The following is a 23,543-nucleotide window of genomic DNA, read 5'->3' on the forward strand; positions in this document are numbered from 1 at the left end:
CGCAAATGAAGAACGGGCCCTCGGGCCCGTTTTTCTTTGGCCCCGGCATCCGTCTCGCAGCGCCACGAAACGCAGCGGATCGGCCGGGACTGGAGAGCGCGCTACTCAGCGCCGTTCGACGTAGTGCAGCATGCCCGCCGCTGCCGCAAGGAAGATCAGGCTCGGCGTCAGCGCGGCGAGGATGGGCGGCCAGGCGTTGATCATGCCGAGGTTGGAGAACAACCCGTTGAGCAAGTGGAAGCCCACACCCAGCATCACGCCGAGGAAGATCCGCGCGCTCGCGCCGCCCATGCGGTCATGGATGAAGCCGAACGGCAAGGCCAGCGCCATCATCACCAGCACCGCGAAGGGGTAGATGAGCTTCTTCCACAACGCGATCTCGAAGCGGTCTGCACTCTGCTGGTTGTCGCGCAAGTGCTGGATGTAGGTCCACAGCTTCGCCAGCGGCATGTGCTCCGGCCCGACCATCAGCACACTGAGCACCTCGGGCGAGAGTTCGGAGCGCCAGCCGATCTCGGGCAGGCGTTCGACCTCGGTCCGCCCGTCGAGAAAGCGGGTGCGCGAAACCTCCAGCAGACGCCAATTACCGTCACCGTCATGTACGCCGCGCTTCGCGTCGCTGATCGACACCAGCGCGTAATCGGCATCGAACTCGTACACCCGCGCGTCACGCATCGTGCGGTCCGGAAGCATCGTGCGCACATTGATCACCAGCGCCCCATCCTTGACCCACAGCCCCGAGCGCAACTGCTGCGACACCGTGGCCTGGGTCGCGGTCAGCTTCCACTGCTGGGCGGCATTCTCGGCCGGCGGCGCGACGTACTCGCCAATCAGGAAAGTGAGCACGACCAGCACGCTGCCGATCAGCCCGAGCATGCGCATCAGCATCGCATTCGACATGCCCGATGCGCGCATGACCGTAATCTCGGAGTGTCGTGCAAGTGTCGCGAGCGCATAGAGCGTACCGATCAGCACGGCGACCGGGAACAACTCGTAGATACGACCCGGCAAGGTCAGCGCGACGTACACCGCGGCATCGAACAGCCGATAGCCGCTCTTGCCCACGTCCTCGAGCTCGTTGATGAAATCGAAGAAGGCAAACAGCCCCAGGAAGGCGACCAGCACCAGCGCCGAGGCCGCATAGATCTCACGGGCAAGATAGCGGAACAGGATGCGCATCATGCCCTCGTCCGCCAGAACGGCGACACCGCCAGGCGCTTGTAGAACAGCACGGCCAGCAAGCACAGCACGATCACATGAGGCAGCAACAGCCCCACCGCGAACCCGAACTTACCCTGCGCAACCCAGCTCTGGAACACCGACACCGCGTTGCTGTACAGCAGGTAGGTCAGCAGGGCGATCAGCAGGTTGTTCCCGCGCCCCGCGCGCGGATTGACGAAGGAGAGCGGAATCGCAAGCAGGGCCAGCAGGAGGGCCGAGAGCGGCACGCCAATACGTCCGAGCAGCTCACCCATGCTGCGCGCGTCGCCCTGGGCGAGCAGGACCGCCGTCGGCAGCGCCCGCACGCGCGAGGGCTGGGTCACTGCCGGCTTCTGTTCCACCTGCACCTCGTAACGCTCGAATTCCATGACGCGATACTCGGGCGTTCCCGGCTGTCCGTCGTAGCGGCGCCCCTTCTCGAGCACGACGAAGCGACGCCCCTCCTCGTCCGTGCGCATGAAGCCTTCTGCCGAAGCGATCACGACGAGCTTGCCCGCCTCGGTTTCCTCACTGACGAAGACGTTGCGTACGCGCCCATCCTCACCGGCGCCCACTTCGACGAAGAACACCCGGCGCGCGCCGGAGGATTCGCGAAACACGCCCGGCGCCACACGATGGGTATCATCGCGGCTGTCGAGGCGCCCGCGGTATTCGGCACTCTTGGCCTGCGACCAGGGCGTGAGGTAAAGGGCCCCGGCGCCGACCACCACCACGAGTGGCACGGCGAACATCAGCACCGGCCGGATCCACGCCGTCAGCGGCACGCCCGCCGCAAACCACACCACCATCTCGGAATCCCGATAGCTGCGCGACAGCGACACCAGCACGGCGATGAAGAGCGTCAGCGTCAGGACGGTCGGAAGCTGGGCCAGCGCACCGAAGCCGATCAACGCCAGCACGGCCTCGGGCGGCACACGACCGCCGGCTGCCTGGCCGAGCAGACGGATCAGCACGGTCGAGATCAGGATCGCGAACAGTGCAACGAAGACCGCTGCGGCGGTTTGGGTAAATTCCCGCTGAAGGGCGCGGCGGAAGATCATCGCGCGATAGAAGTGAGCCTGATGGCGTTGGGAAGGGTTTTTGACGGGCTCGTCACGAAGGCGCCATAATCGGCGGCAGTCCGCAAGACGCGTCATTCCAAGGAAAAAGCTGATGGAATTTACCATAAAGACCGGTTCGCCGGCGAAGTCGAAGGCCGGCATCCTCGTGCTTGGGGCCTTTGCCGACGGCGTTCTCCCCGCCGCCACGGCCGCCGTCGATGCAGCCGCCCAGGGCCGCATCGCCCATCTGCTCAAGCGCGGCGACCTGGAGGACAAGGCCGGCGCCACGCTGTTGCTGCCCGAGCTGGCCGGCACCGCCGCAGACCGCGTGCTGCTGGTCAGCCTCGGCAAGCAGGACGAGTTCGGTGACAAGGCCTACCGCGATGCGCTCGGCGCCGCGGCCAAGGCGCTCGCCACCACGCCGGCGAAGGATGCGGTGGTCGCCCTCGCCGATGTGGAGCTGGACAAGCGCCCGCTCGCGTGGCGCCTGCAGCAGGCCGCCCGCATCCTCGCCGATGGCGCCTACCGCTTCGACGCCCTCAAGTCGGGCAAGGACAAGAAAGAGAAGAAGGAGCGCGGCGTCAGGAAGCTGGCCCTGCAGGTCGAGGCCGAGCTGACTGCCGAGCTCGACACCGCCGTGCGCCAGGGCCAGGCCATCGCGACCGGCATGGCACTGGCAAAGGACCTCGGCAACCTGCCGGGCAACATCTGCACGCCTACGCATCTGGCCGAGACCGCCGAGGCGCTCGGCAAGCAGTACAAGTTCGACGTCGAGGTGCTCGAGCGCGCGGACATGGAGAAGCTCGGCATGGGCTCCTTCCTCTCGGTGGCACGCGGCTCACATCAGCCGCCCAAGTTCATCGTCATGAGCTACAAGGGTGGCAAGGCCAAGGCGAAGCCCATCGTGCTGGTGGGCAAGGGCATCACCTTCGACACCGGCGGCATCTCGCTGAAGCCCGCCGCCGAAATGGACGAGATGAAGTACGACATGTGCGGCGCGGCCAGCGTGCTCGGTACCTTCAAGGCGATCGCGCAGATGGGCCTGCCGCTCAACGTCGTCGGCCTGATCCCGACCACCGAGAACATGCCCGGCGGCGGTGCCACCAAGCCTGGTGACGTCGTGACCTCGATGTCGGGCCAGACCATCGAGGTGCTCAACACCGACGCCGAGGGCCGGCTGATCCTGTGCGACGCGCTGACCTACGCCGAGCGCTTCAAACCGGAGTGCGTGATCGACGTCGCCACGCTGACGGGTGCCTGCGTGGTTGCGCTGGGCAAGATCCCGAGCGGCCTGCTCGCCAACGACGACGAACTCGCCGCCGAGATTCTGCGGCGCGGCACGGACTCGGGCGATCGCGCCTGGCAGCTGCCGCTGTGGGACGAATACCAGGAACTGCTCAAGAGCAACTTCGCCGACATGGGCAACATCGGCGGTCGCTACGCCGGCACCATCACCGCGGCCTGCTTCCTGTCGCGCTTCACCAAGGCCTACAAGTGGGCGCACCTGGACATCGCTGGCACTGCCTGGGTGTCGGGCGACGCCAAGGGCGCCACCGGCCGACCGGTGCCGCTGCTGTCCGAGTTCCTCATCGGCCGCGCCCGCGCCGACTGAGCCGCGCCACGACGATGGACACCCGCGTCCAGTTCTACCACAACACGCCAGACCGGCTCGCGCTGGCCTGCGAACTGGTCGCGCGTGCCCACGGCAAGGGGCGCAAGGTCGCGGTGCGCCTGCCCGACACCACCAGCGCCCAGCAGCTCGATCGCCTGCTATGGACGAGCGAACCGCTCTCGTTCGTCCCGCACGTGATGCTCGATTCCCCGCTCGCTGCCGAAACCCCGGTGGTACTCGGCACCGCCGACGCCGATGCAGACTGGCCGCATGGCGACACCCTCTTCAACCTTGCGCCGGACCTGCCGCCCGCCTTCGACCGCTTCCGTCTCGTGATCGAGATCGTGGGCCAGTCCGAAGCCGAGAAGGTCCCTGCACGCGCCCGCTGGAGCGCCTATCGGCAGCGCGGCCTGGAAACCAAGGCCTTCGACGCCGAACGCAGGGTGGCCCTATGAAGGATTGGAAGCCCCTGCCGCATGACGAGGACCTGGAGCGCGCGGACGACCTGCTCGACCAGGCCGATGCATTGCTCAGGCGCCATCGCAGCACGATCGACTTCACGCCGAGCGGCCCGCTCCACGATGCGGGGCGGAATCCGGCGCCCGAAGTCGATCTCGAGCACCTCGACCTCGACGACGACGACCTGCCGATCCTGACCGAGGTGGTCGAAGACCTCGAGATCGCGGACGACTGGCATCCGCCGATCAACGCCATGCCGCTGGATTTCGGCCCGGTCGCCCCCGCATCGCCGCTGCCACCGGCTGCCACGGCCGGGGCGCAGGAGGCCGCCGGCTTGCATGCCGTGCCCAGCGCCCCCTTGCCCGACGCCAGCGCAACGGTGCCGGACATCTCTGCCGCCCGGGTGCGCGAGCAGCTGCACGAACAACTCTCGCACGCGTTCGCCGAACAGCTCATCGACCTCGACACCCGCATTGCACGCGAGGTCAGCAACTGGATGGCCAACGAGTTTCCGCAGGTCATGGGACGCGAGCTCGACCGCCTGGCCGAGCGCCTGCACACCGAGCTGCAGGCCCACCTTCGCGCCACGCTGCTGCCGAGCCTCTCGGGCCGGATCAGCGAGGTGCTCGAAGACATCCAGTCGCCCCTGAAGCGCTCCTGACCGCTCCGCAACGTGTTCCGGCGCCGGCACACGACCGCCCCACGCACACACCGGGGCGAGCGGGCGCATCCGCTATAATCCGCGCTTTGCCTTAAAGCGCGTAGAACACCATGGAACTGGCCAAGAGCTTCGAGCCCGCCGACATCGAACGTCGCTGGTACCCGGAATGGGAATCCCGCGGCTATTTCGACGCCGGACTCGACAAGTCGAACCCCAACGCCTTCTGCATCCTGCTGCCGCCGCCCAACGTCACCGGCACGCTGCACATGGGGCACGGCTTCAACCAGACGATCATGGACGCGCTCACGCGCTACCACCGCATGCGCGGCGACAACACGCTGTGGCAGCCGGGTACCGACCACGCCGGCATCGCCACGCAGATCGTCGTCGAACGCCAGCTCGACGCCCAGGGCATCTCGCGCCACGACCTCGGCCGCGAGAAGTTCCTCGAGAAGGTGTGGGAGTGGAAGGAGTACTCCGGCGGCACCATCACCCGCCAGATGCGTCGCCTCGGCACCAGTCCCGACTGGAAGCGCGAGCGCTTCACGATGGACGAGGGCCTGTCGAAGACCGTCACCGAGACCTTCGTGCGCCTGTACAACGAAGGCCTCATCTACCGCGGCAAGCGCCTGGTGAACTGGGACCCGAAGCTCGGCACCGCGGTGTCCGACCTGGAAGTGGTGTCCGAGGAAGAAGACGGCAAGCTCTACCACATCCTCTACCCCTTCTCCGAAGGCCCCATCGGTGATCTGAAGGGGCTGACCGTCGCCACCACCCGCCCCGAGACCCTGCTCGGCGACGTCGCGGTGATGGTGCATCCGGAAGACGAACGCTACGCCCACCTGATCGGCAAGACCGTCGCCCTGCCGCTCACCGGTCGCCACGTCCCGATCATTGCCGACGACTATGTCGACCGCGAGTTCGGCACCGGCTGCGTCAAGGTCACGCCGGCGCACGACTTCAACGACTACGCCGTCGGCCAGCGCCACAAGCTCGACATGATCGTGGTGCTCAAGCTCGACGGCAGCGTGCCGGCCGTGGCCGAGCGCTACACCACCGACGGCCAGGCGCTCGAAGGCGTGCCGATGCCCGGCAGCGTCGCCGGCCTCGACCGTTTCCCTGCGCGCGACCAGGTCGTCGCCGAACTCGAGACGCTCGGCCTGATGCTGGAGATCAAGGCGCACAAGCTGCAGGTGCCGCGCGGCGACCGCACCGGCGTCGTGATCGAGCCGATGCTCACCGACCAGTGGTTCGTCGCCATGTCCAAGGCCGGTGCGGATGGCAAGAGCATCACGCAGAAGGCGCTCGACGTCGTCGCCTCGGGCGAGATCAGGTTCTACCCCGAGAACTGGGTGAACACCTACAACCAGTGGCTCAACAACATCCAGGACTGGTGCATCTCGCGCCAGCTGTGGTGGGGCCACCGCATCCCCGCCTGGTATGACGACGAAGGCCGCATCTACGTCGCCCCCTGCGAGGAAGCCGCCATCACCGCCTGGAAGGCCGACCTCGAAGCCGAGATCGGCACGCTGCAGGCCGAGGTCGCCGCGCGCCAGAGCCAGGGCCAGACTGCCGAGCAGTATCCCGAACTGGCCGAGCGCCTGTCGACGCTGCACGCGCGCTACGAGGAAGGCAGGCTGCGCCAGGAAGAGGACGTGCTCGACACCTGGTACTCCTCCGCGCTGTGGCCGTTCTCGACGCTGGACTGGACACCGGAGTGGCCGGGCAAGAGCAACGACGCGCTCGACCTCTACCTGCCCTCGACCGTGCTCGTCACCGGCTTCGACATCATCTTCTTCTGGGTGGCGCGCATGGTGATGATGACCAAGCACATCACCGGCAGGATCCCCTTCAAGCACGTCTATGTGCACGGCCTGATCCGCGACGCGGAAGGCCAGAAGATGAGCAAGTCCAAGGGCAACGTACTCGACCCGATCGACCTCATCGATGGCATCTCGCTCGACGAGCTGGTCAAGAAGCGCACCTTCGGCCTGATGAACCCGAAGCAGGCACAGAGCATCGAGAAGAAGACACGCAAGGAATTCCCCGAAGGCATCCCCGCCTTCGGCACCGACGCGCTGCGTTTCACCTTCGCCTCGCTCGCCAGCCCGGGCCGCGACATCAAGTTCGACCTCGCGCGCTGCGAGGGTTATCGCAACTTCTGCAACAAGCTGTGGAACGCCACCCGCTTCGTGCTGATGAACTGCGAAGGGCAGGACTGCGGCGTCGGCGACAACGTCGCCTGCTCCACCGAGGTGCTCGACTTTTCCTTCGCCGACCGCTGGATCGTGTCGCGCCTGCAGCGCACCGAAGCCGAGGTCGCCGAGCAGTTCGAGGCCTACCGCTTCGACCTCGTCGCCCGTGCGGTGTATGAGTTCGTGTGGGACGAATACTGCGACTGGTACCTGGAACTCGCCAAGGTACAGATCCAGACCGGCACGCCCGCCCAGCAGCGCGCCACCCGCCGCACCCTGCTGCGCGTACTCGAGACCGTGCTGCGCCTCGCCCACCCGCTGCTCCCCTTCATCACCGAGGAGCTGTGGCAGACCGTGGCGCCGCTCGCCGGGCGCAAGGACGGCGACAGCATCATGCGCGTGCGCTACCCGCAGGCCGACCTGAGCCGCATCGACGAAGCTGCCGAGGCCAAGGTCGCCGAACTCAAGGCCATGATCTACGCCTGCCGCAACCTGCGCGGCGAGATGAACATCTCCCCGGCCCAGCGCCTGCCGCTGGTGGCCGCGGGCGACAAGGCGGCGCTGGCCGTGTATGCGCCCTACCTCGCCGGCCTGGCCAAGCTGTCGGACGTGCAGGTCGTCGCCGAGATCGGCGCCGACGAGCTCGCCCCGGTCGCCGTCGCCGGCGAAACCCGCCTGATGCTGAAGGTGGAAATCGACGTCGCTGCCGAGCGCGAGCGCCTGGGCAAGGAGATCGCCCGCCTCGAAGGCGAGATCACCAAGGCCGAAGGCAAGCTCGGCAACGCCAGCTTCGTCGACCGTGCACCGGCCGCGGTGGTCCAGCAAGAGCGGGACCGCCTGGCCGGCTTCAAGGCCACGGTCGAGAAGCTGAAGCCGCAGCTGGCGAAGCTGGGCGGATAAGGCAACGCCTGCTTGCTTTCGGCGTGCGCTGAGGCAAGCAGGCGGCGGCAGGGGTATTCGTGGCGCAGGCGAGGACTGTCTGAGCCCGGAGGGCGAGTTCCGCAGACTGCAGAACGAATACCCCTGTCGCCGCCTGCGATTGACCCGAGATCGCCGTAAACAAAACAAAAACGGGCTGCCCGACTTAACGTGGCAGCCCGTTTCACATCCAACGCAGAAAGCGCGAAGGTCTTACTTCCGCTTCAGGAAGAACTCGAACGCCTTGTCCGTGGTCTCGCCCTGCTTCAGCAATTCATTGCCGGTCTGCTTGGCGAACGCCTGGAAATCCTTCACCGAACCCGGATCGGTCGCCACGACGCGCAGCACCTGACCCGCCTGCATCTCTGCCAGCGCCTTCTTCGCACGCAGGATCGGCAGCGGGCAATTCAGGCCACGCGCGTCCACTTCCTTCTCGAAATTCATCCCTTGCTATCTCCGTTATCGGTATCTGGGGAAAGCCGGCATTCTAATGGATGCCCCCCGCAGCCGAAAGCCGCAACCGCCGCCAACGCCCCACGCCGGGGATCAGCCCTCACGGTCCTTGCGCTCGTCCAGCAGACGCTGCTTCAGTTCGCGCAACCGCGCATCGACCGCCGACAACTCGTAGAAATCCCCGTCGCCCGCCTTGCGCGCGATCTCCAGCTGCTCGATCGCCGCCGGCAGGCTGCCGCGCAACAGATACACCTCGGCCTGCGCGCGATGCTGCGCGGTGCGCTTGCCCAGCGCCGCATAGCCCCGCGACAGCAAGGCCCACAGCCGCGAATCGCCCTGGCGGTTGTCCAGCGTGCGGCGCACACCCTCGACTGCCGCACCGGGCTGGCCGCCCAGGATGCGCGCATCGGCGAGGGAATAGACCAGGCTGCGGTTCGACGGGAAGTCGCGCACCGCGCCCTCCAGCGTGCGGATGGCACCGGCACCGTCCTTGCGCGCCAGACGGATTTCCGCCTCCAGCGTGACCAGCCATGGCGAGGGCGGCGTCTTCGCGCGCACCGCGTCGAGACGCTTCGCCGCTTCATCCAGACGCCCGGCGCGGAACAGCGCGCGTGCCAGCCCGTAGCCTGCCGCCGCATCACCCGGTGCCTGCGCGACCTGGTTTTCCATGTCCTTCACCGCATCCGCTGGCTGGCCGGCGTTGGCGCGCAGCTTTGCGCGCGCATAACCGAAGTCCGGCGAATCGACCACCTGGCGGTAGCGCATCGATGCCGCACGGTTCTCCATGTCGGCGATGCGCTCGGTCGTCAGCGGGTGGGTGCGCAGGTAGGCCGGGGCATTGTTCTCGTACATGCGCGTCGCACGCTGCAGGCGCTCGAAGAAGCCGGGCATGCCGCGCACGTCGAAGCCCGCGTTCTCCAGCGTCTCCAGCCCGGCACGGTCGGCCTCGCGCTCGAAGGCCCGGGTGTAGCCCAGCTGCGACTGGATCGCTCCCGCCTGGCCGGCCGCGATCGCCGCCTGGCTGACATCCGAATTGCTGCGCGCCGCCAGCACCGCCACCAGCAGCGACGCCAGCATCAGCATCGCCGACTGGCTCTGCTTGCCGACGATCTGCGCGATGTGGCGCTGGGTGACGTGCGCGATCTCGTGGCCCAGCACCGAGGCAAACTCGGACTCGGTCTGCGCCGCCAGCAGCAGGCCGGTATGCACGCCGATGAAGCCACCGGGCAGCGCGAAGGCGTTGAGCGTCGGATCATTGACGACGAAGAAATCGAAATCCAGCCCCGGATTGCTGCTCACCGCCGCCAGCTTGTGGCCGATGCGGTTGATGTAGTCCTCGATCTCGGGATCATCGAGGTAGGCTGCGTCGCGCCAGCGGATCTGGCTGATGATCTGCTCGCCGATGCGACGCTCGGTCGCCGGCGAAAGCTCGGACGCCGCCACGTCGCCCAGGTCGGGCAGATCGTAGGCGTTGACGGGAAAGGCCAGCGTAAGGCTGAGCAGCAGGGCAAGAGGTCGGCGCATCATCGGGTGCTATGATACCCGCCGTTTCCAAAGCGTTCCCGCGCGCATGTATCCGCCTGTAGCGGGCGCCGGGCACCGCCCTCCCCCAGCGCCTCCCAGCGAACGCCGACGCCCCATGACCGCATCCTCCCCCAATCCGCTGACCCATTTCGATGCCGACGGCCAGGCCCACATGGTGGACGTCGGCGGCAAGTCCGAGACGCGCCGCGTCGCTGTCGCCACCGGCCGCATCCTGATGTTGCCCGACACCTTCGCCATGGTCCGCTCGGGCTCGGCGAAGAAGGGCGACGTGCTCGGCATCGCCCGCATCGCCGCCATCCAGGCGTCCAAGCGCACCAGCGAGCTGATCCCGCTGTGCCACCCGATCCCGCTCACCCGCGTGGCCGTCGAATTCGAACTCGACGACGCCGAGCACGCCATCCGCTGCACCGTCACGGCGGAAACCGTCGGCCGCACCGGCGTCGAGATGGAGGCGCTGACCGCCGTCAACGTCGGCCTGCTCACCATCTACGACATGTGCAAGGCGGTCGATCGCGGCATGCGCATGGACAGCATCCAGCTGCTGGAAAAGCTCGGCGGCAAGTCGGGGCACTGGGTAAGCGACTGATTTTGCAGAGGTCGTAACGGTGAGCAGGCCGACGTTGACGGCGGTCAGCGCAGCTATAGCCACCCGAAAATCTCTGTCCAACGCGCTTTTGTCCATCGTTTGTCCAAATGAGGGACGCGATGGCATCGATCAGACAACGAGGCGAGCGCTGGCAGGCTCGCGTTACCAGGCGGGGGTTCCCGCCCGAGACGAAGAGCTTCCGAACGCGGCACGAAGCGGAAGCGTGGGCGCGGTCGATTGAGGTCGAGGTCGACAAAGGCACGTATCAGAACCGCACCCTAGCCGAACGGACGACGCTCGCCGACGTGGTGCGGCGCTATCTGGAAGAGGTCAACCCGCTCAAGAAGAGCGCGAAGGATGACGCCATCCGGCTCACCGCGCTGCTCAAAAGCCGACTGGCGAAGCATGCGCTCGCCAACTTGACGCCTGCGGTCGTCGGGGCGTACCGCGATGAGCGCTTGAGGTCAGTGTCCGCGGCGACCGTCATTCGCGACCTGGCAGTCCTGTCCAGCATCTTGAACCACGCTCGGCGTGAGTGGGGCCTTCCCATTGAAAACGTCGTTCGACTGATCCGGAAACCTAGGCAGTCGCAAGGGCGCGATCGCCTGCTTTCTGACGACGAGGAAACCGCCCTGCTCCACGCAGTTGCACCCGTCGGACGCCGCAGCCCCTGGATGCAGCCGCTGATCGTCGTCGCACTTGAGACGGCGATGCGGCGTGGCGAACTTCTCTCGCTCCGGTGGGAAAACGTCAATCTCGACAAGCGAACGGCACTGCTACCTGATACGAAGAATGGCACCCGTCGCATCGTGCCCCTGTCGAGCAAGGCAATTAACACGCTCCGGAGCATGCCACGCTCGCTTGATGGGCGCGTGTTTCCCATATCGGCGGTGGCCGTTCATCAGCGGTTCACTCTCGCGTGTAATCGTGCGGGGATCACAGGCCTCCGCTTTCACGACTTGCGCCACGCAGCAACGACGCGACTGGCGGAAAAGTTGACGAACCTTGCAGAGTTGTCCGCCGTTACCGGACACAAGAGCCTGCAAATGCTGAAGCGCTACTACCATCCTAGCGCGGAAGCGCTCGCTACAAAGCTCGGGTGATCCAGCCCAAGCAATACGCGTAGGACGCGATAGGAAGCGCTACAGGACGACCGGCAGCGCTGGAAGTAATAGCACGAGCAAAAAGCCCCACGAAGCGTTGTGGGGCTTTTCCTTTGGGCGGTCAGCGAGTCCGGCGTGTCTGCGTCTTCTCGGGTTTGCGCGTTGGGTCTTGATTCAGCGCATCCTTCGCCGCTGCGATCTGAGCAGGGGTATAGCCCGCCGCCTGGAGAATTTCGAAAGCGTAGGTTACAACTTTCTGTCTCTCCGTCTCTGCGTTTCGAAGAAACTCGACATAGATTCCAAGCGCCTGCGCAGCTTCATCGAGAAACACTTTTCCCTTCTCAAGCGATTCTAGATCCTCGGCGTAGCCTTGGGAAAAGGCGTCTAAGAAGCTACCGGCGTTGGCGAGGACGTTGCTGGCATTGAGGTATTGCCGTTGCGCTTCAGTGAGCACTGCGTTCCCCTATAAATAATCGCGCCCTTATATGTAGCCGCAATAGCCGCGTGCTATCATCGCATCAGACCTGTCCGAGCGAAAGCGACAGGCAAAGAAAAACCCGCTTCGAAGGGCGGGTTTCTCTCAAAACATTGGGTCGAAGCTGTGTCACCAGTGAATCGACCGAAAAAAAGAAGCGCGAATCAACCCTGCTAGGAATCGATTCATGTACCCCAAACTCCGCAAGGAAGCTCAAGATGCTTAATTGTACCACCCTGAATCCCGAATTGAACAGCCCCTATGATGACATTGCGCATCGCGTTCAGAGGCTCAAAGACTTTACCGAACAGCACGGCCCCCGGTGGGTTATCAGCGAGTGGCCGGAGCTTCTGTATACGCCCGCAGTCGTGGTTCGTGCTGTCAAGGTGCTCGGCCCTGAATGGATCGAGCGCTACTACCCGCAGCATGCCGAACGCTATTGCCCGAAGCGGGAGATTATAAAGGTGCCCGTGGCTGTGGCGTTCGCCGTTCCCGAGGCCATTGTCGAGCAGCATGAGCCTGTCGTCGAGGGCGTTGTGGTCGCCCCTGCGGTAGTCGAGCCTGCGCCGGCTATTGAACAGCTTGCACCTGGCCCCGTCAAAGCAGAAGGATCAGTCACCGCTGACCAACTCATGCCGAGCATTGCGCCCGCATTTCGGGGGCTTGAGCCGGTGCCGACGCTCATCACCAACGATGAGGCGCGCAAGATTCGCGCCGAGAGAATCGTGGCGGACCTGATCTACCTTCACGCGCAAGGGCACCGGCTTTATCTCAACTCGTCGGTGCTTGACGGCAGGTTCCGGGAGATGATGTCAGCCGACACGCTCGACCTTAATCTGGCGCGCGAGTTCGCCACGATCGTTAGCTCAAAGACGAGCAAGTGGTCAGGCGAATACTTGGCGACCAGCGTTTTGAACATTCCAGCAACCCAGCAGGTGCATCTTTGCCAGTTGGCTACTGAGCGAATCAGGCGTGGTCGGACTCGATTGCTCGCTGGAGAGGCTGCCACCCGCGCAAAGCTCGAATGCGCGCTTCGCCAATCCGGTGATGCGAAGCTGATCAGGCACGTGCCGCTATGGGCGAAACTGTCGATGTGTGACAGCTTGATCAAGCTGGCAGTGGATCGCCGGAGTCCGCAGGAGGTCAGCCTGCTGCTGAAGGCGATGACCGGACAGGAGATGTCACGCTCCGACGTTGCCAAGAAGCTGAAGGCGATCGACAAGCATGCGTAACGCCCACACCCCTCGCATCCAGCACAAGGACCGCTCCATCGTGAGCGGTTTTTCTTGGCCTCAACACCCCTCGCCGGGTGCAGTCGATCGGGGTCCGTGTGCAGCTCGGTGTGCGGTTCCGTGTGCAGCTCCGTGTGCAGTTGATCGAGCTAGAACCCGCGCCGTTACTAGAAAAGTCCGGAAAACCGTTGCGCTAGTCTTTGGAGTCAAGATAGTCAAAGTAAAAACCCGTGGAAACGACCCGGCTCGCTACGCTCGCAGTCGTTTCCGCAAGAAGACCCATCCCGGAGTAGCAACGAACTTCATCAACTTGTGGAGTGCTCCGGCTCAGCGCCTGCGGCGCCTCGCGCGCGTAACCTTAAGCTTTGGTTGTTGTTGAAGGTTATATAAATGATGGAAATGCAGGTTTTACCCTCATCACCTCCGGCTAGGGGTTTGCGCGCTTCGCGCGCCTGCGCGTCGCCCTTCGGGCTCCTTGCCGCGCCTTCGGCGCGATCTGTTCCGGACTGGATGAGAAAACCCAAAAAAAGCTGTCCTACTCCGGGATGTGCTTGTCCTGCTCCGGAACAGAGCCTGCGCCTCGCGCTTCGCGCTCGCTCCGGGATGGAGGTCATGCCGCTCGACCAGACGACGAGGGTTTGCAGCAACACAGGAAGGATTACCGATCGCCCCGCTGCGCGTTCCGCGCAGCATTCCGCTTTCCGCTGCTTTTCGTTTCGCTCCGGATAGCTATCCGGCTTCACCAGAAGCTCTACAAGCGCCCCAAACGTATCTGGGTATATCTACCCCTCACTCAAGAGATTTAAACCGCTCTAATCGCGTTTAAGCGCGTCTATCGATCCGATGAGGGAAGATTGTTGGGCGTCCGGAAACTTAGCGCTCGCTCGCTATAGTGTGTCTCCGATCCGGACTATCAAACTCTAACAGGGAGCCGCCGCATGATCTTTCAAAACCATCGCCTGAACATTCAAGTCCTGTCCCTCGAAGAAGTCGCCGACCTGCTCGAAGGCAACGAGCCCGAACATGAAGCAGACTTTGGCGCGTTCAAGGCAATCAAGCTCTCATCCGGCAATATCTGCATCACCTCGCACGGCGACCGCCATCTGTTGATCGGTGCCAAGTAACAGCTAAAGCGGGGAGGCAATATTATTGTCTCACCATGTCTGAATTAGCCGTTCCTTGTATTGCAATGACGTACTCGTTCCGGTACAATGGTATCGCGTCCGGTAAGTCAGTAATGACTGAATCGCTGAGAGATTGTGGTAAGGCTGCCGCAGCTAGGAAAGCGCTTCACGGATTCGCAAGATGCAACAGCCAGTGTGTCGTCCTGGCAACCCAAAGCGTAATGTGCCGCTGCACCTGCACAACAGCCAAAGATTTTCACATTGGCTGTTTAGGTGATGCACATGAACGATTCCCAAGTTTCCCCCCAAATTCCCGCCCTCGCACGAGCCAAGCAAGTCTGCCATGCGCTCGGAATCCATCGCACGACCCTGCACGTATGGATGCAGAGCGGCAAATTTCCGAAGCCGATCAAGCTCGGCGGACGCAACGCATGGCCCTGGGCTACCGTCCGTGAATGGCTCGACCGCCAGAACGAGGCGGTGCCGGTATGAACATGAAGTGTCCGAAAATCGTATGGGGCGCGAAGGACGGCGATCACCTCGACCTCGATGCGATCCGCAAACCCGGCCAGCCCTGCATCGCTGAGATCATCAAAGCCAGCCAGCCGAAGCAGGCCGACCCGTATCTGGTCATCGAACGATCGTTGCGCATCGCTAACGGCATCGCCGAATCAATACTTCGGCTTCATCCTCATCAGGTCCGGGCAAAGTCTGCTCTCGTTGCAGCGATGCTGCGCCAATACGAAAACATCCTGAGAGCCGAGCGTCAGATCGAGATCGAGCGTCACGATACTGCACTTCGCGACATTGATGTGCAGGCCAACGAATTGATATTGCTTAGCGAACTGGTTCATAATTAGGTCGTTCCTGTGTGAAAACTGAAAGGCGCCTTCGGGCGCCTATTTTTCGCCTGTATTGTCGTCTTTTGTAGCGTCTGAAATCCAATAACCATAACGCTCGGTATCATTGCGTCATGGAACCCCGGATTAAGCTTTACGACCGCGCAGCATGGAAAAGACTCCGCCTCGAACAACTCAGGCGTGAGCCGTTTTGCGTCTTCTGCGCCCGCTCTGGTCGTCAAGTTCCCGCCACCGTCTGCGATCACATTCAGCCTCATCGCGGTGATGAATCGCTGTTCTTCGACCCGGAAAACCTTCAAAGCGTTTGCAAAACGTGCCACGACGCGATCAAGCAACGCTTTGAGAAGTCCGGTTACGAGGCAGGTGGCGACATTCACGGCATTCCATTCGATCCCTCGCACCACTGGAATGCACGAGCATGATCACCGTCGACTACATCCCCAATCCACGCCTCGCGATCCTGGCGAGCGAACTTGAACTTCTGAACCTCGAACTGTTGGACGAGGGGTTCGATGATCGGGTGCGAATCGCAACCCTTCGCCACGCAGCACGCCACATGCTCCGGATGAGCCAGCTTTTCGTGAATCGACCTGTCGAGAACAACGATGAAGCGGAGTTCGATTTTGCCTGAGCGCTTCCTGATGCAACCTGGCGATTACCTCGTCGCCTTGCTCGCAATGTTCGCAGCGATCTGGGGTGGCCTGGTCAGCTACTTCCGCCGAATCCAGTCCGGCGAGCAGCATTCCAGGCTGGCCGCTATTGCACACATCGCGACATCCGGATTTGCTGGCTTCATCGCTTGGCTCGGTTGTGTCGGGGCGGAGGTTCCAGCGCCGTTTACCGGCGTGATCTGCGGCCTTGCCGGCCACATGGGTGCTGAATTCATCCGACTGCTCGATCACCGATTTACGGATCGGCTGAAATGACCACGATCCCAATCAGCCTGCTCGACCAGATCGTCGCGATCAACAAGGCACTCGCGGATTACGCAGAGGAACGTCGTGTCGGTTGGGACGAGTTCATCCGCAAGAGATCCGGCTCCCGACGTACTGGTGGAGCCGCTCGGGCAGTCCCTGCCAAAGCCTCGGGTCTACCTGCGGGAGTTCGAGTGAGCAGAACGAAGGCAGGAGATCGATACGCAGCGATCATCTTCGCTAATGGTCGATCAAGAATGATCGGAACATACGACGCCCCAGAAGAAGCCCACCTCGTGTACTGCAAGGCACACATCGAGTTGCACGGCGAGCGGTCGCGCTATTGGAGCCAACGGCATGAAATCTAGTCGCGAACCCGAACAACTCCCCGATGGCGTCATTGCATGGGGCTGGCGCTATCGAGTCAAGATCAGCACTCGCAGCGGAACACACGTTCTACCCGCTGAGTTCGAAACAGCCGACGCAGCACACGCTGCTTACCTCGAAGCACAGGCATCGCAATGGAACGGATGATGCTGACGCAGAGCGCAAAGGTGCGGGGGGCAGGGAAATGATGCCAACGATCGACCAGGGACGAACGCCCGTCCCCTGTCAATTTTCCGCTAACGTAAATTTCGCCTGACGAAATGGCACGCAAACCACGCGCAGACGGAACGAAGTTCGCCGTTGAAACCGCAGCCGATCTTGCTCGTCCGCTACCCGAGCCCATCTTCCCGTTGTCCGATCGCGCCCAGAAGTATTGGCCGGTGATCGTTAACTCTAAGCGCCGTGAGGCATGGACCGAGTCCGACCTGTTCCTGGCGGCGAATCTCGCCGAAGACTACGGCGAGCTTGAGCGCCTGCGGAAGCTCATGGCTACCCAAGCGCCGCTGATTCCCGGCACAGGCAAGAGGAAGTTCGATAAGCATCCGGTGCTGCTGGTCATCGATGACGTTCAGAGCCGGATCATCTCGACCTGCCGTGCCCTGCAAATCCACGCCAACGCAACAGTTGGCCTCGTGCACCACCAACGCGAGAAGAATCAGGCTGCACGTGAGATCGCCCAGGCAATCGAGGCTGCCGATGACGATCTGATCGCCCGCCCCAAGCTCAGGGCTGTTGGATGAGTCGTAGCAGGGCGAGCCGCATCATCCGGTTCATTGAAGCGTTCTGCCGGGTGCCCGACGGGGTGCATGTCGGAAAACCGATCAAGCTTCATGCCTTCCAGAAGCGGTTCATCAAAGCCGTCTACGACAACAAGCGCGGCACCCACAAGGCGTTCCTGAGCATCGCACGCAAGAACGGCAAGACAGCTCTGATTGCTGCGCTGGTGCTCGCACACCTCGTCGGCCCGGAAGCGCAGCAGAACAGCCAGATCGTGTCCGGAGCGCAGTCTCGCGATCAGGCCGCGATCGTGTTCAACCTCGCTGCGAAGATGGTATCCCTGAACCCGGCGTTAGCTGAGATCGTGCGCGTGGTCGAGTCGCGCAAGCAGTTGTTCGGTTTGCCGATGAATGTCGAGTATCGCGCCCTTGCGGCTGACGGGAGGACCGCACACGGCTTGAGTCCGGTGTTGGCGATCCTGGACGAAGTGGGCCAAGTGAGGGGGCCGCGTTCGGACTTCATCGACGCCATCACCACGGCGCAGGGCGCCCACGAAGCGCCGCTCCTGATCGCCATCAGCACGCAGGCGGCGAACGACGCAGACCTCTTCTCGATCTGGCTCGATGACGCCCAGCGCTCCGGCGACCCTCACATCGTGTCCCACGTCTATGCGGCACCGGCTGACTGTGCGCTGGACGACCGCAAAGCGTGGAAGGCTGCGAACCCGGCCCTCGATGTTTTCCGCAGCCTGAACGACGTACAGCGGCAGGCAGCGGAAGCGAAGCGTATGCCGTCAGTGGAGAACACGTTCCGCAACCTGACGCTGAATCAGCGCGTCAGCACCGTATCGCCGTTCATGTCGCTCAACGTCTGGAAGGCGTGCGGCGATCCGTCTGCCTATCTCGACGGACTCGAAGTCTATGGCGGCCTCGACCTGTCGGCACGCACCGACCTCACTGCCTTCGTGCTGATCGGAAAGGATGCCTCCGGCACGTGGCAGGTACAGCCGCACTTCTGGACGCCTGCCGTCGGGCTGATGGATCGCGCTCGACGCGATCGCCAACCCTACGACATTTGGCGCGATCAAGGCTTCCTGCGCACCACTCCGGGCGCAACTGTCGATTACGAACAGGTGGCCCGCGACATCGCCGAGATCACTGACGGGCTGAACGTCAAGGCGATCGCCTTCGACCGCTGGCGCATCGAAGTGCTCAAGAAGGAGTTCGATGCTATCGGCCTGAGCCTACCCCTCGTCCCACACGGACAAGGCTTCAAGGATATGAGTCCCGCCCTTGATGCGCTCGAAGCTGAGGCGCTGAACGCCCGCATTCATCACGGCATGCACCCGGTCCTGACGATGTGCGCGGCGGGCGCGGTCGTCACCAGAGATCCGGCAGGCAACCGCAAACTCGACAAGTCAAAAGCGACGGCCCGGATTGACGGAATGGTCGCGCTCACGATGGCGTTCGGTGCCGCGAACCAGGCCGCTGAAGAAGAGCGCGAGCCCGAGTACCAGATGATGTTCCTGTAACCGGCGACCGGACAATTCAGGACTATGGCGGACAAGTAAGTTATTGAATGCCATATCCATAGGCGAGAAAATTATGCCTATGGATAAACAGAAATTTTTCAAGGCTTTATCAGCCTTCACCGTCAAATCCTTCGATCCCGAGCATGGAATCATTCGCGGCATCGCCACCACTCCGAAGACCGATCGGGACGGCGACATCGTGATGCCCGAAGGCGCGGTTTTCGAACTGCCGCTCCCCTTGCTTTTCAACCACGACCCGAATCAACCGATTGGCCACGTCATCGAGGCGACTGCAACCAAGGCAGGCGTAGAGATCGTGGCCAAGGTCGCTAAAGACGCGACCGCCAAGATTGCCGAAATCTGGCAACTGATCAAGTCCGGCCTCGTGGGTGGCTTCTCGGTCGGATTCCGCGCTCTTGAGGCCGAGCCGATCGAAACCGGCTTCAAGTTCAACAAGTGGCAATGGCTGGAGCTTTCAGCCGTGACCATCCCGGCGAATACCGAGGCCGCCATCCAAGTCGTCAAGTCCGTATCAATCAACACTGAGGTAAAACCCGCAATGACCATCTCCGAGCAAATTCAGCAGTTCCAAGCCAAGCGAGCCGAGGTTCTGGCCGATATGGATGCGCTGATCACCAAGGGCGCCACCCTGTCGCAAGATGAGGACGCGCAATACAAGGCCGCTGAGGCGGAAATCGCTGCCATCGATCAGCATCTTGATCGTCTGAAGGCTGCGGAGGCCCGCCAAGCCAAGGCTGCGAAGCCCGTCGCTGGCTCCCATATCACCGTCGAAGACAACGCCCCGAAGGGCACCGACTTCGTCCGCTACACCAAGTCGCTCGCGCTCGCGAAGGGCAACCCGATGCAGGCCGTCGAGATCGCCAAGGCTGCCGGCTACGGCAACCGCGTCGAGACTGTCCTGAAGGCTGCGATCGCTGCCGGTTCGACCACCGACGCCGGCCTCTCGGTGCTCGTCGAGAACCAACTGATGACCAGCGAGTTCATCGACCTGCTTCGCCCGGCGACCATCGTCGGCAAGCTGTCGGGCGTGCGTAACGTCCCGCAGAACATCCGCATCCCGCGTGCGACCTCCGGCACCTCGGCGAACTGGATCGGTGAGGGCAAGGCTGCTCCGATCACGAACGCCGCATTTGCTGACCTCGAAGTCGGCTCGCACAAGCTCGGCGCTATCGCGGTCTTCACCGAAGAACTGCTGCGTCGCTCCGAGCCCGCCGCCGAAATCCTCGTCCGTGACGATCTGCTGGCCGCCGTCGTGCAAGCCGTCGATGTGGCTTTCATCGACCAGGCGAATGCGGGCATCGCTGGCGTGAAGCCTGCCTCGATCGCCAACGGTGCGACCTCGGCTGTGGCCTCCGGCACGACCGCCGCGAAGGTGCGTGACGACGTGAAAGCGGCCTACGGTGCCTTCGTCGCCGCGAATCAGCCGATCGCGTCGGGCGTGTGGATCATGCACCCGAGCACCGCGCTGTCGCTGTCGATGATGATGAACGCCACGACTGGCCTGCGCGAGTTCCCCGGTGTCGATTTCGTGACTGGTGGCACCTTCGAGGGCCTGCCTGTCGTGTTGAGCACCAACGTTCCCGGCACCCCGGTGGCTGGCTACGACCTGATCCTCGCCGTGCAGAACGAAATCCTGCTCGCGGAAGGTGGCCTTGCCATCGACGCTTCGCGTGAAGCCTCGCTGGAGATGGATACCGCTCCGGTCCATGACAGCAAGACCCCGACCCCGGCCTCGCTGGTGTCGCTGTGGCAGACCGGCGCGATGGCGATCAAGGCCATTCGCGGCATCACCTGGACCCGTCGGCGTCCGACCGCTGTGTATCGCATCAGCGGCGCCAAGTACGCCTGATGACCACGCCCCGGCCTCACGGTCGGGGCAATGACCCAAGGGATGCACATGGCCTTCTTCGATTTCCTCAAGCGCACCAAGTCAGCGAGTCCGGTTCCGTCGAATGCGGGCGGCTGGTTCCCGGTCATCCGCGAGTCCTCGCCGGGTGCGTGGCAGCGTGACGAGGCGATCGAGGTCGAGACTGTGCTGGCACACAGCGCCGTCTTCGCCTGTGCGTCCCTGATCAGCAACGACATCGGCAAGCTGCCTATCCGCGTCAGCGCCAAGCAGAAGGGCGTCTGGACCGAGATCAACCACGAGCTTGCCAAGCTGTTCCGCAAGCCGAACAGCTACCAGAACCGTGCGCAGTTCTTCGGTGCATGGACGCTATCGAAGCTGCTGTATGGCAACGCGTACATGCTCAAGCAGCGCGACGCATCCGGTAAGGTCATTGCCCTGCATGTGCTTGATCCTCGCGCTGTGACGGTGCTTGTTTCCGATGATGGCGCTGTGTTCTATCAACTCCGGCAAAGCACACTGGCCGGGATCGCTGAAGAGGGCGCAACCGCTCCCGCCCGCGAGATCATCCACGATCGCGGCATTACCCCTTATCACCCCCTCGTCGGTGTCAGTCCTCTGACTGCTGCCGGTTACGCTGCAATGCAGGGCGTCAATATCCAGCGCAATAGCTCGAAGTTCTTCGAGAACGGGGCGCAACCTGGGGGCGTCCTGACTGCACCCGGTGCAATCTCGAAAGAGACTGCCGATCGACTCAAGGCGGACTGGGAGTTGAAGTTCAGCGGTGCCAACTTCGGCAAGACTGCCGTCCTTGGTGACGGCCTGAGCTTCCAGCAGATGACCGTTTCCGCTGTCGATAGCCAACTGATCGAACAGCTTCAATTCACCGCGCAAGACGTGTGCAGGGCGTTCAACATCCCGGCGTGGAAGATCGGCGCCGGTCCTGCTGCCCCCTACACCAGCAACGAGCAGATGAGCCTGTCCTACTACTCGGACGCGGTTCAGCACCTCGTGGAAGCCATCGAGCTGTGCCTGGATGACGGCCTCGATCTGCCCGCAACCATGCGCACCGAGCTCGACGAATCCGCCTTGCTGCGCATGGATACCGCCAGCCGTTACACCGCGCACAGCAGCGCGATCAACGCCGGCTGGATCACGATCAACGAAGTGCGCGCCCGTGAGGGACTGCCCCCGGTGAAGGGCGGCGATGAGGTCTATCGCCAGATGCAGGATCGCCCCCTGTCGGAAGCCCCGGAGAACACTGAAGAGGTGCCGGCATGACCACGCTGGATCAGGCGCGCTATCACCTCCGCATCGACGGCACCGAACACGATGCAGAGATCGAGCAAAAGTTGATGCTCGCCCGCGCCATCGTTTCCGACTATATCGGCAGCAACAACCAGTCGAATGGTGACGTTGAACAAGCCGCCACGATGCTTGTCCTCGGCGAGCTTTGGCTGAACCGCGAATCGAGCAGTGCCGACGTACTGAGTCCGGCTGTTCGCAGCCTGCTTGAGCGTCAAAAGGTGCAGGCACTGGCATGAAGCTGAACGCTGGTCGCCTGCGCCACCGCATCCGGATCGAAAGGCCGATTGCCACGCAAGACCCGGATACGGGCGCACTCACTGAAGCGGTGCAGATCATCGGCACTGTCTTTGCCAGTATCGAGCCGCTGAGCGCCCGCGAGTTCATCGCAGCCCAATCAACACAAAGCCAGATCACGGCCAAGATTCTGATGCGCTATCGCACCGGACTCACCCCGGATATGCGCCTTATCGATGTCGCTACTGGCACCGTCTATAACCCCGCTGGCTTCCTTCCTGACCCCTATACGGGCCGGGACTGGCTGACGATTCCCTGCGTGGTGGCGTGATGCTGACGCTGAACGTTCGAGAACTTGCGGCCCTGACCGATCGCCTGCGCGACATCGAAGCCAAGATCGCCAAGAAGGCACTGCGCGCTGCTGCCCGGAAGGGCATGGCGATCGTCCGCGACGAGGTGAAGGCCAACGCCCCAGAAGACACCAGCCCTGACGCGGACAACATCAGGACGAAGACCCACATCGCCCTGCAAACGAGCTTCCGGCGTGGGGTGCTTTTCGTCCGCGTGGGCGTGCGTGGCGGGGCGAAGCAGAACCCCGACACCCCGTACTACTGGCGGATGGTCGAGTTCGGCACGCAGCACATTGCGGCCAAGCCCTTCATGCAGCCCGCCCTTGAGAACAACGCCGACGCGGTCATCGATCGCATCGCCGAGGAACTGCGCAGGGAGTTGGACAAGGCATGAACCTCTTTCAACTGATCAAGCAAAGCCCGGCCTGCACGGCAGTGCTCGGTGACAACCCGGTCCGCTTCTTCGAGTTCGGTAGTGCGCCGCAGCTTCAGACCGCTCCCTACGCCACGTTCCAGGTCATCAACGGCACGCCCTTCAACGCGCTCTCCGGCCCTGCTGCGGCGGACCAGATCACCTACCAGATCGACGCATGGGCCAAGAGCGCCATTGAGATCAGGACGCTGGCGACAGCCATCCGCGAGGCGATCGAGGGTAGCGGCTACATCGTTTTCTTCAACACGGGCAAGGACGACGAGTCCGGCCTGTTTCGCTACACCACCCGTTTTCAATCTATCCATCTGAGGTAATCGA

General features: G+C 63.1%; 27 protein-coding genes. 22 read left to right on the top strand and 5 right to left on the bottom strand.

Annotation, left to right across the window (positions count from 1 at the left end):
* Positions 1-105: 105 nt before the first annotated feature.
* Both lptG and lptF read right to left on the bottom strand, forming a co-directional pair.
* A complete protein-coding gene (gene lptG, locus AC731_RS09355) occupies positions 106-1,182 on the bottom strand; it encodes an LPS export ABC transporter permease LptG (protein ID WP_038011844.1) in 1,077 nt (358 codons plus the stop codon).
* Positions 1,179-2,261, bottom strand: coding sequence for an LPS export ABC transporter permease LptF (gene lptF / locus AC731_RS09360; protein WP_004261558.1), 1,083 nt, complete (start codon positions 2,259-2,261; stop codon positions 1,179-1,181). The genes lptG and lptF overlap by 4 nt, the downstream gene beginning before the upstream one ends.
* Positions 2,262-2,373: 112 nt before the next feature.
* Here lptF and AC731_RS09365 point away from each other — a divergent pair, with 112 nt between their 5' ends.
* From AC731_RS09365 to AC731_RS09380, 4 genes are all read left to right on the top strand, one after another.
* On the top strand, positions 2,374-3,873 hold the full coding sequence (locus tag AC731_RS09365; RefSeq protein ID WP_004261556.1) for a leucyl aminopeptidase: 1,500 nt from the start codon (positions 2,374-2,376) through the stop codon (positions 3,871-3,873).
* 14 nt (positions 3,874-3,887) lie between these two features.
* Positions 3,888-4,328, top strand: a complete 441-nt coding sequence (locus tag AC731_RS09370; RefSeq protein ID WP_004261554.1) for a DNA polymerase III subunit chi — start codon at positions 3,888-3,890, stop codon at positions 4,326-4,328.
* Positions 4,325-4,993 (top strand): hypothetical protein, encoded by a 669-nt coding sequence (locus AC731_RS09375; protein WP_004261552.1) that lies wholly within the window; start codon positions 4,325-4,327, stop codon positions 4,991-4,993. Before AC731_RS09370 ends, AC731_RS09375 begins: the two co-directional genes overlap by 4 nt.
* Positions 4,994-5,103: 110 nt before the next feature.
* Positions 5,104-8,088, top strand: a complete 2,985-nt coding sequence (locus AC731_RS09380) for a valine--tRNA ligase (RefSeq protein WP_004261550.1) — start codon at positions 5,104-5,106, stop codon at positions 8,086-8,088.
* A 231-nt stretch (positions 8,089-8,319) separates the two neighbouring features.
* Here the strand turns inward: AC731_RS09380 and AC731_RS09385 are convergent, their stop codons facing one another.
* Both AC731_RS09385 and AC731_RS09390 read right to left on the bottom strand, forming a co-directional pair.
* Entirely contained in the window at positions 8,320-8,550 is a 231-nt protein-coding gene (locus AC731_RS09385) for a sulfurtransferase TusA family protein (RefSeq protein WP_004261548.1), read from the bottom strand.
* Positions 8,551-8,652: 102 nt separating this feature from the next.
* Entirely contained in the window at positions 8,653-10,086 is a 1,434-nt protein-coding gene (locus AC731_RS09390; protein ID WP_004261546.1) for a beta-barrel assembly-enhancing protease, read from the bottom strand.
* Positions 10,087-10,198: 112 nt separating this feature from the next.
* Here AC731_RS09390 and moaC point away from each other — a divergent pair, with 112 nt between their 5' ends.
* Both moaC and AC731_RS09400 read left to right on the top strand, forming a co-directional pair.
* Positions 10,199-10,690 (top strand): cyclic pyranopterin monophosphate synthase MoaC, encoded by a 492-nt coding sequence (gene moaC / locus AC731_RS09395; protein WP_048705515.1) that lies wholly within the window; start codon positions 10,199-10,201, stop codon positions 10,688-10,690.
* Between the two features lie 119 nt (positions 10,691-10,809).
* Entirely contained in the window at positions 10,810-11,793 is a 984-nt protein-coding gene (locus AC731_RS09400; RefSeq protein WP_048705517.1) for a tyrosine-type recombinase/integrase, read from the top strand.
* 121 nt (positions 11,794-11,914) lie between these two features.
* On the opposite strand, the gene AC731_RS09405 is transcribed toward AC731_RS09400, so the two are convergent.
* Entirely contained in the window at positions 11,915-12,247 is a 333-nt protein-coding gene (locus tag AC731_RS09405) for a hypothetical protein (protein ID WP_048705519.1), read from the bottom strand.
* A 239-nt stretch (positions 12,248-12,486) separates the two neighbouring features.
* Here AC731_RS09405 and AC731_RS09410 point away from each other — a divergent pair, with 239 nt between their 5' ends.
* The 16 genes from AC731_RS09410 to AC731_RS09475 all read left to right on the top strand — a co-directional run bounded on the left by AC731_RS09410 (position 12,487) and on the right by AC731_RS09475 (position 23,539).
* Positions 12,487-13,500 (top strand): hypothetical protein, encoded by a 1,014-nt coding sequence (locus AC731_RS09410; RefSeq protein WP_048705521.1) that lies wholly within the window; start codon positions 12,487-12,489, stop codon positions 13,498-13,500.
* A gap of 938 nt (positions 13,501-14,438) precedes the next feature.
* Positions 14,439-14,624: a hypothetical protein gene (locus AC731_RS09415; protein ID WP_048705523.1), complete on the top strand. Its 186-nt coding sequence runs from the start codon at positions 14,439-14,441 to the stop codon at positions 14,622-14,624.
* 282 nt (positions 14,625-14,906) lie between these two features.
* Complete coding sequence (locus AC731_RS19560; protein ID WP_169800062.1) at positions 14,907-15,116, top strand: helix-turn-helix transcriptional regulator; 210 nt, start codon at positions 14,907-14,909, stop codon at positions 15,114-15,116.
* The gene (locus AC731_RS09420) at positions 15,113-15,484 is read left to right on the top strand and encodes a hypothetical protein (RefSeq protein ID WP_048705525.1); all 372 of its coding nucleotides are present in this window, start codon (positions 15,113-15,115) and stop codon (positions 15,482-15,484) included. The genes AC731_RS19560 and AC731_RS09420 overlap by 4 nt, the downstream gene beginning before the upstream one ends.
* Positions 15,485-15,597: 113 nt before the next feature.
* Complete coding sequence (locus tag AC731_RS19565) at positions 15,598-15,906, top strand: HNH endonuclease (protein ID WP_082794292.1); 309 nt, start codon at positions 15,598-15,600, stop codon at positions 15,904-15,906.
* Positions 15,903-16,115, top strand: coding sequence for a hypothetical protein (locus AC731_RS09430; protein WP_048705528.1), 213 nt, complete (start codon positions 15,903-15,905; stop codon positions 16,113-16,115). The genes AC731_RS19565 and AC731_RS09430 overlap by 4 nt, the downstream gene beginning before the upstream one ends.
* On the top strand, positions 16,090-16,410 hold the full coding sequence (locus tag AC731_RS09435) for a phage holin family protein (RefSeq protein WP_082794293.1): 321 nt from the start codon (positions 16,090-16,092) through the stop codon (positions 16,408-16,410). The genes AC731_RS09430 and AC731_RS09435 overlap by 26 nt, the downstream gene beginning before the upstream one ends.
* A complete protein-coding gene (locus tag AC731_RS19890; RefSeq protein WP_156480688.1) occupies positions 16,407-16,766 on the top strand; it encodes a hypothetical protein in 360 nt (119 codons plus the stop codon). The genes AC731_RS09435 and AC731_RS19890 overlap by 4 nt, the downstream gene beginning before the upstream one ends.
* A 279-nt stretch (positions 16,767-17,045) precedes the next feature.
* Positions 17,046-17,525, top strand: a complete 480-nt coding sequence (locus tag AC731_RS09440) for a hypothetical protein (protein ID WP_156480689.1) — start codon at positions 17,046-17,048, stop codon at positions 17,523-17,525.
* Complete coding sequence (locus AC731_RS09445) at positions 17,522-19,033, top strand: terminase large subunit (RefSeq protein WP_048705538.1); 1,512 nt, start codon at positions 17,522-17,524, stop codon at positions 19,031-19,033. The genes AC731_RS09440 and AC731_RS09445 overlap by 4 nt, the downstream gene beginning before the upstream one ends.
* A gap of 79 nt (positions 19,034-19,112) precedes the next feature.
* Positions 19,113-20,903 carry a phage major capsid protein gene (locus tag AC731_RS09450; protein ID WP_048705540.1) on the top strand — a complete coding sequence of 597 codons (1,791 nt, stop codon included), beginning with the start codon at positions 19,113-19,115 and terminating at the stop codon, positions 20,901-20,903.
* Between the two features lie 48 nt (positions 20,904-20,951).
* Positions 20,952-22,181 carry a phage portal protein gene (locus AC731_RS09455; protein WP_048709937.1) on the top strand — a complete coding sequence of 410 codons (1,230 nt, stop codon included), beginning with the start codon at positions 20,952-20,954 and terminating at the stop codon, positions 22,179-22,181.
* The gene (locus AC731_RS09460) at positions 22,178-22,444 is read left to right on the top strand and encodes a head-tail connector protein (RefSeq protein WP_048705543.1); all 267 of its coding nucleotides are present in this window, start codon (positions 22,178-22,180) and stop codon (positions 22,442-22,444) included. Before AC731_RS09455 ends, AC731_RS09460 begins: the two co-directional genes overlap by 4 nt.
* Positions 22,441-22,773, top strand: a complete 333-nt coding sequence (locus AC731_RS09465) for a phage head closure protein (protein WP_048705546.1) — start codon at positions 22,441-22,443, stop codon at positions 22,771-22,773. The genes AC731_RS09460 and AC731_RS09465 overlap by 4 nt, the downstream gene beginning before the upstream one ends.
* A complete protein-coding gene (locus AC731_RS09470) occupies positions 22,773-23,186 on the top strand; it encodes an HK97-gp10 family putative phage morphogenesis protein (RefSeq protein ID WP_048705548.1) in 414 nt (137 codons plus the stop codon). Before AC731_RS09465 ends, AC731_RS09470 begins: the two co-directional genes overlap by 1 nt.
* The gene (locus tag AC731_RS09475; protein WP_048705551.1) at positions 23,183-23,539 is read left to right on the top strand and encodes a DUF3168 domain-containing protein; all 357 of its coding nucleotides are present in this window, start codon (positions 23,183-23,185) and stop codon (positions 23,537-23,539) included. Before AC731_RS09470 ends, AC731_RS09475 begins: the two co-directional genes overlap by 4 nt.
* Positions 23,540-23,543 lie beyond the last annotated feature (4 nt).

Source organism: Thauera humireducens (genome assembly GCF_001051995.2).
Lineage (GTDB): Bacteria > Pseudomonadota > Gammaproteobacteria > Burkholderiales > Rhodocyclaceae > Thauera > Thauera humireducens.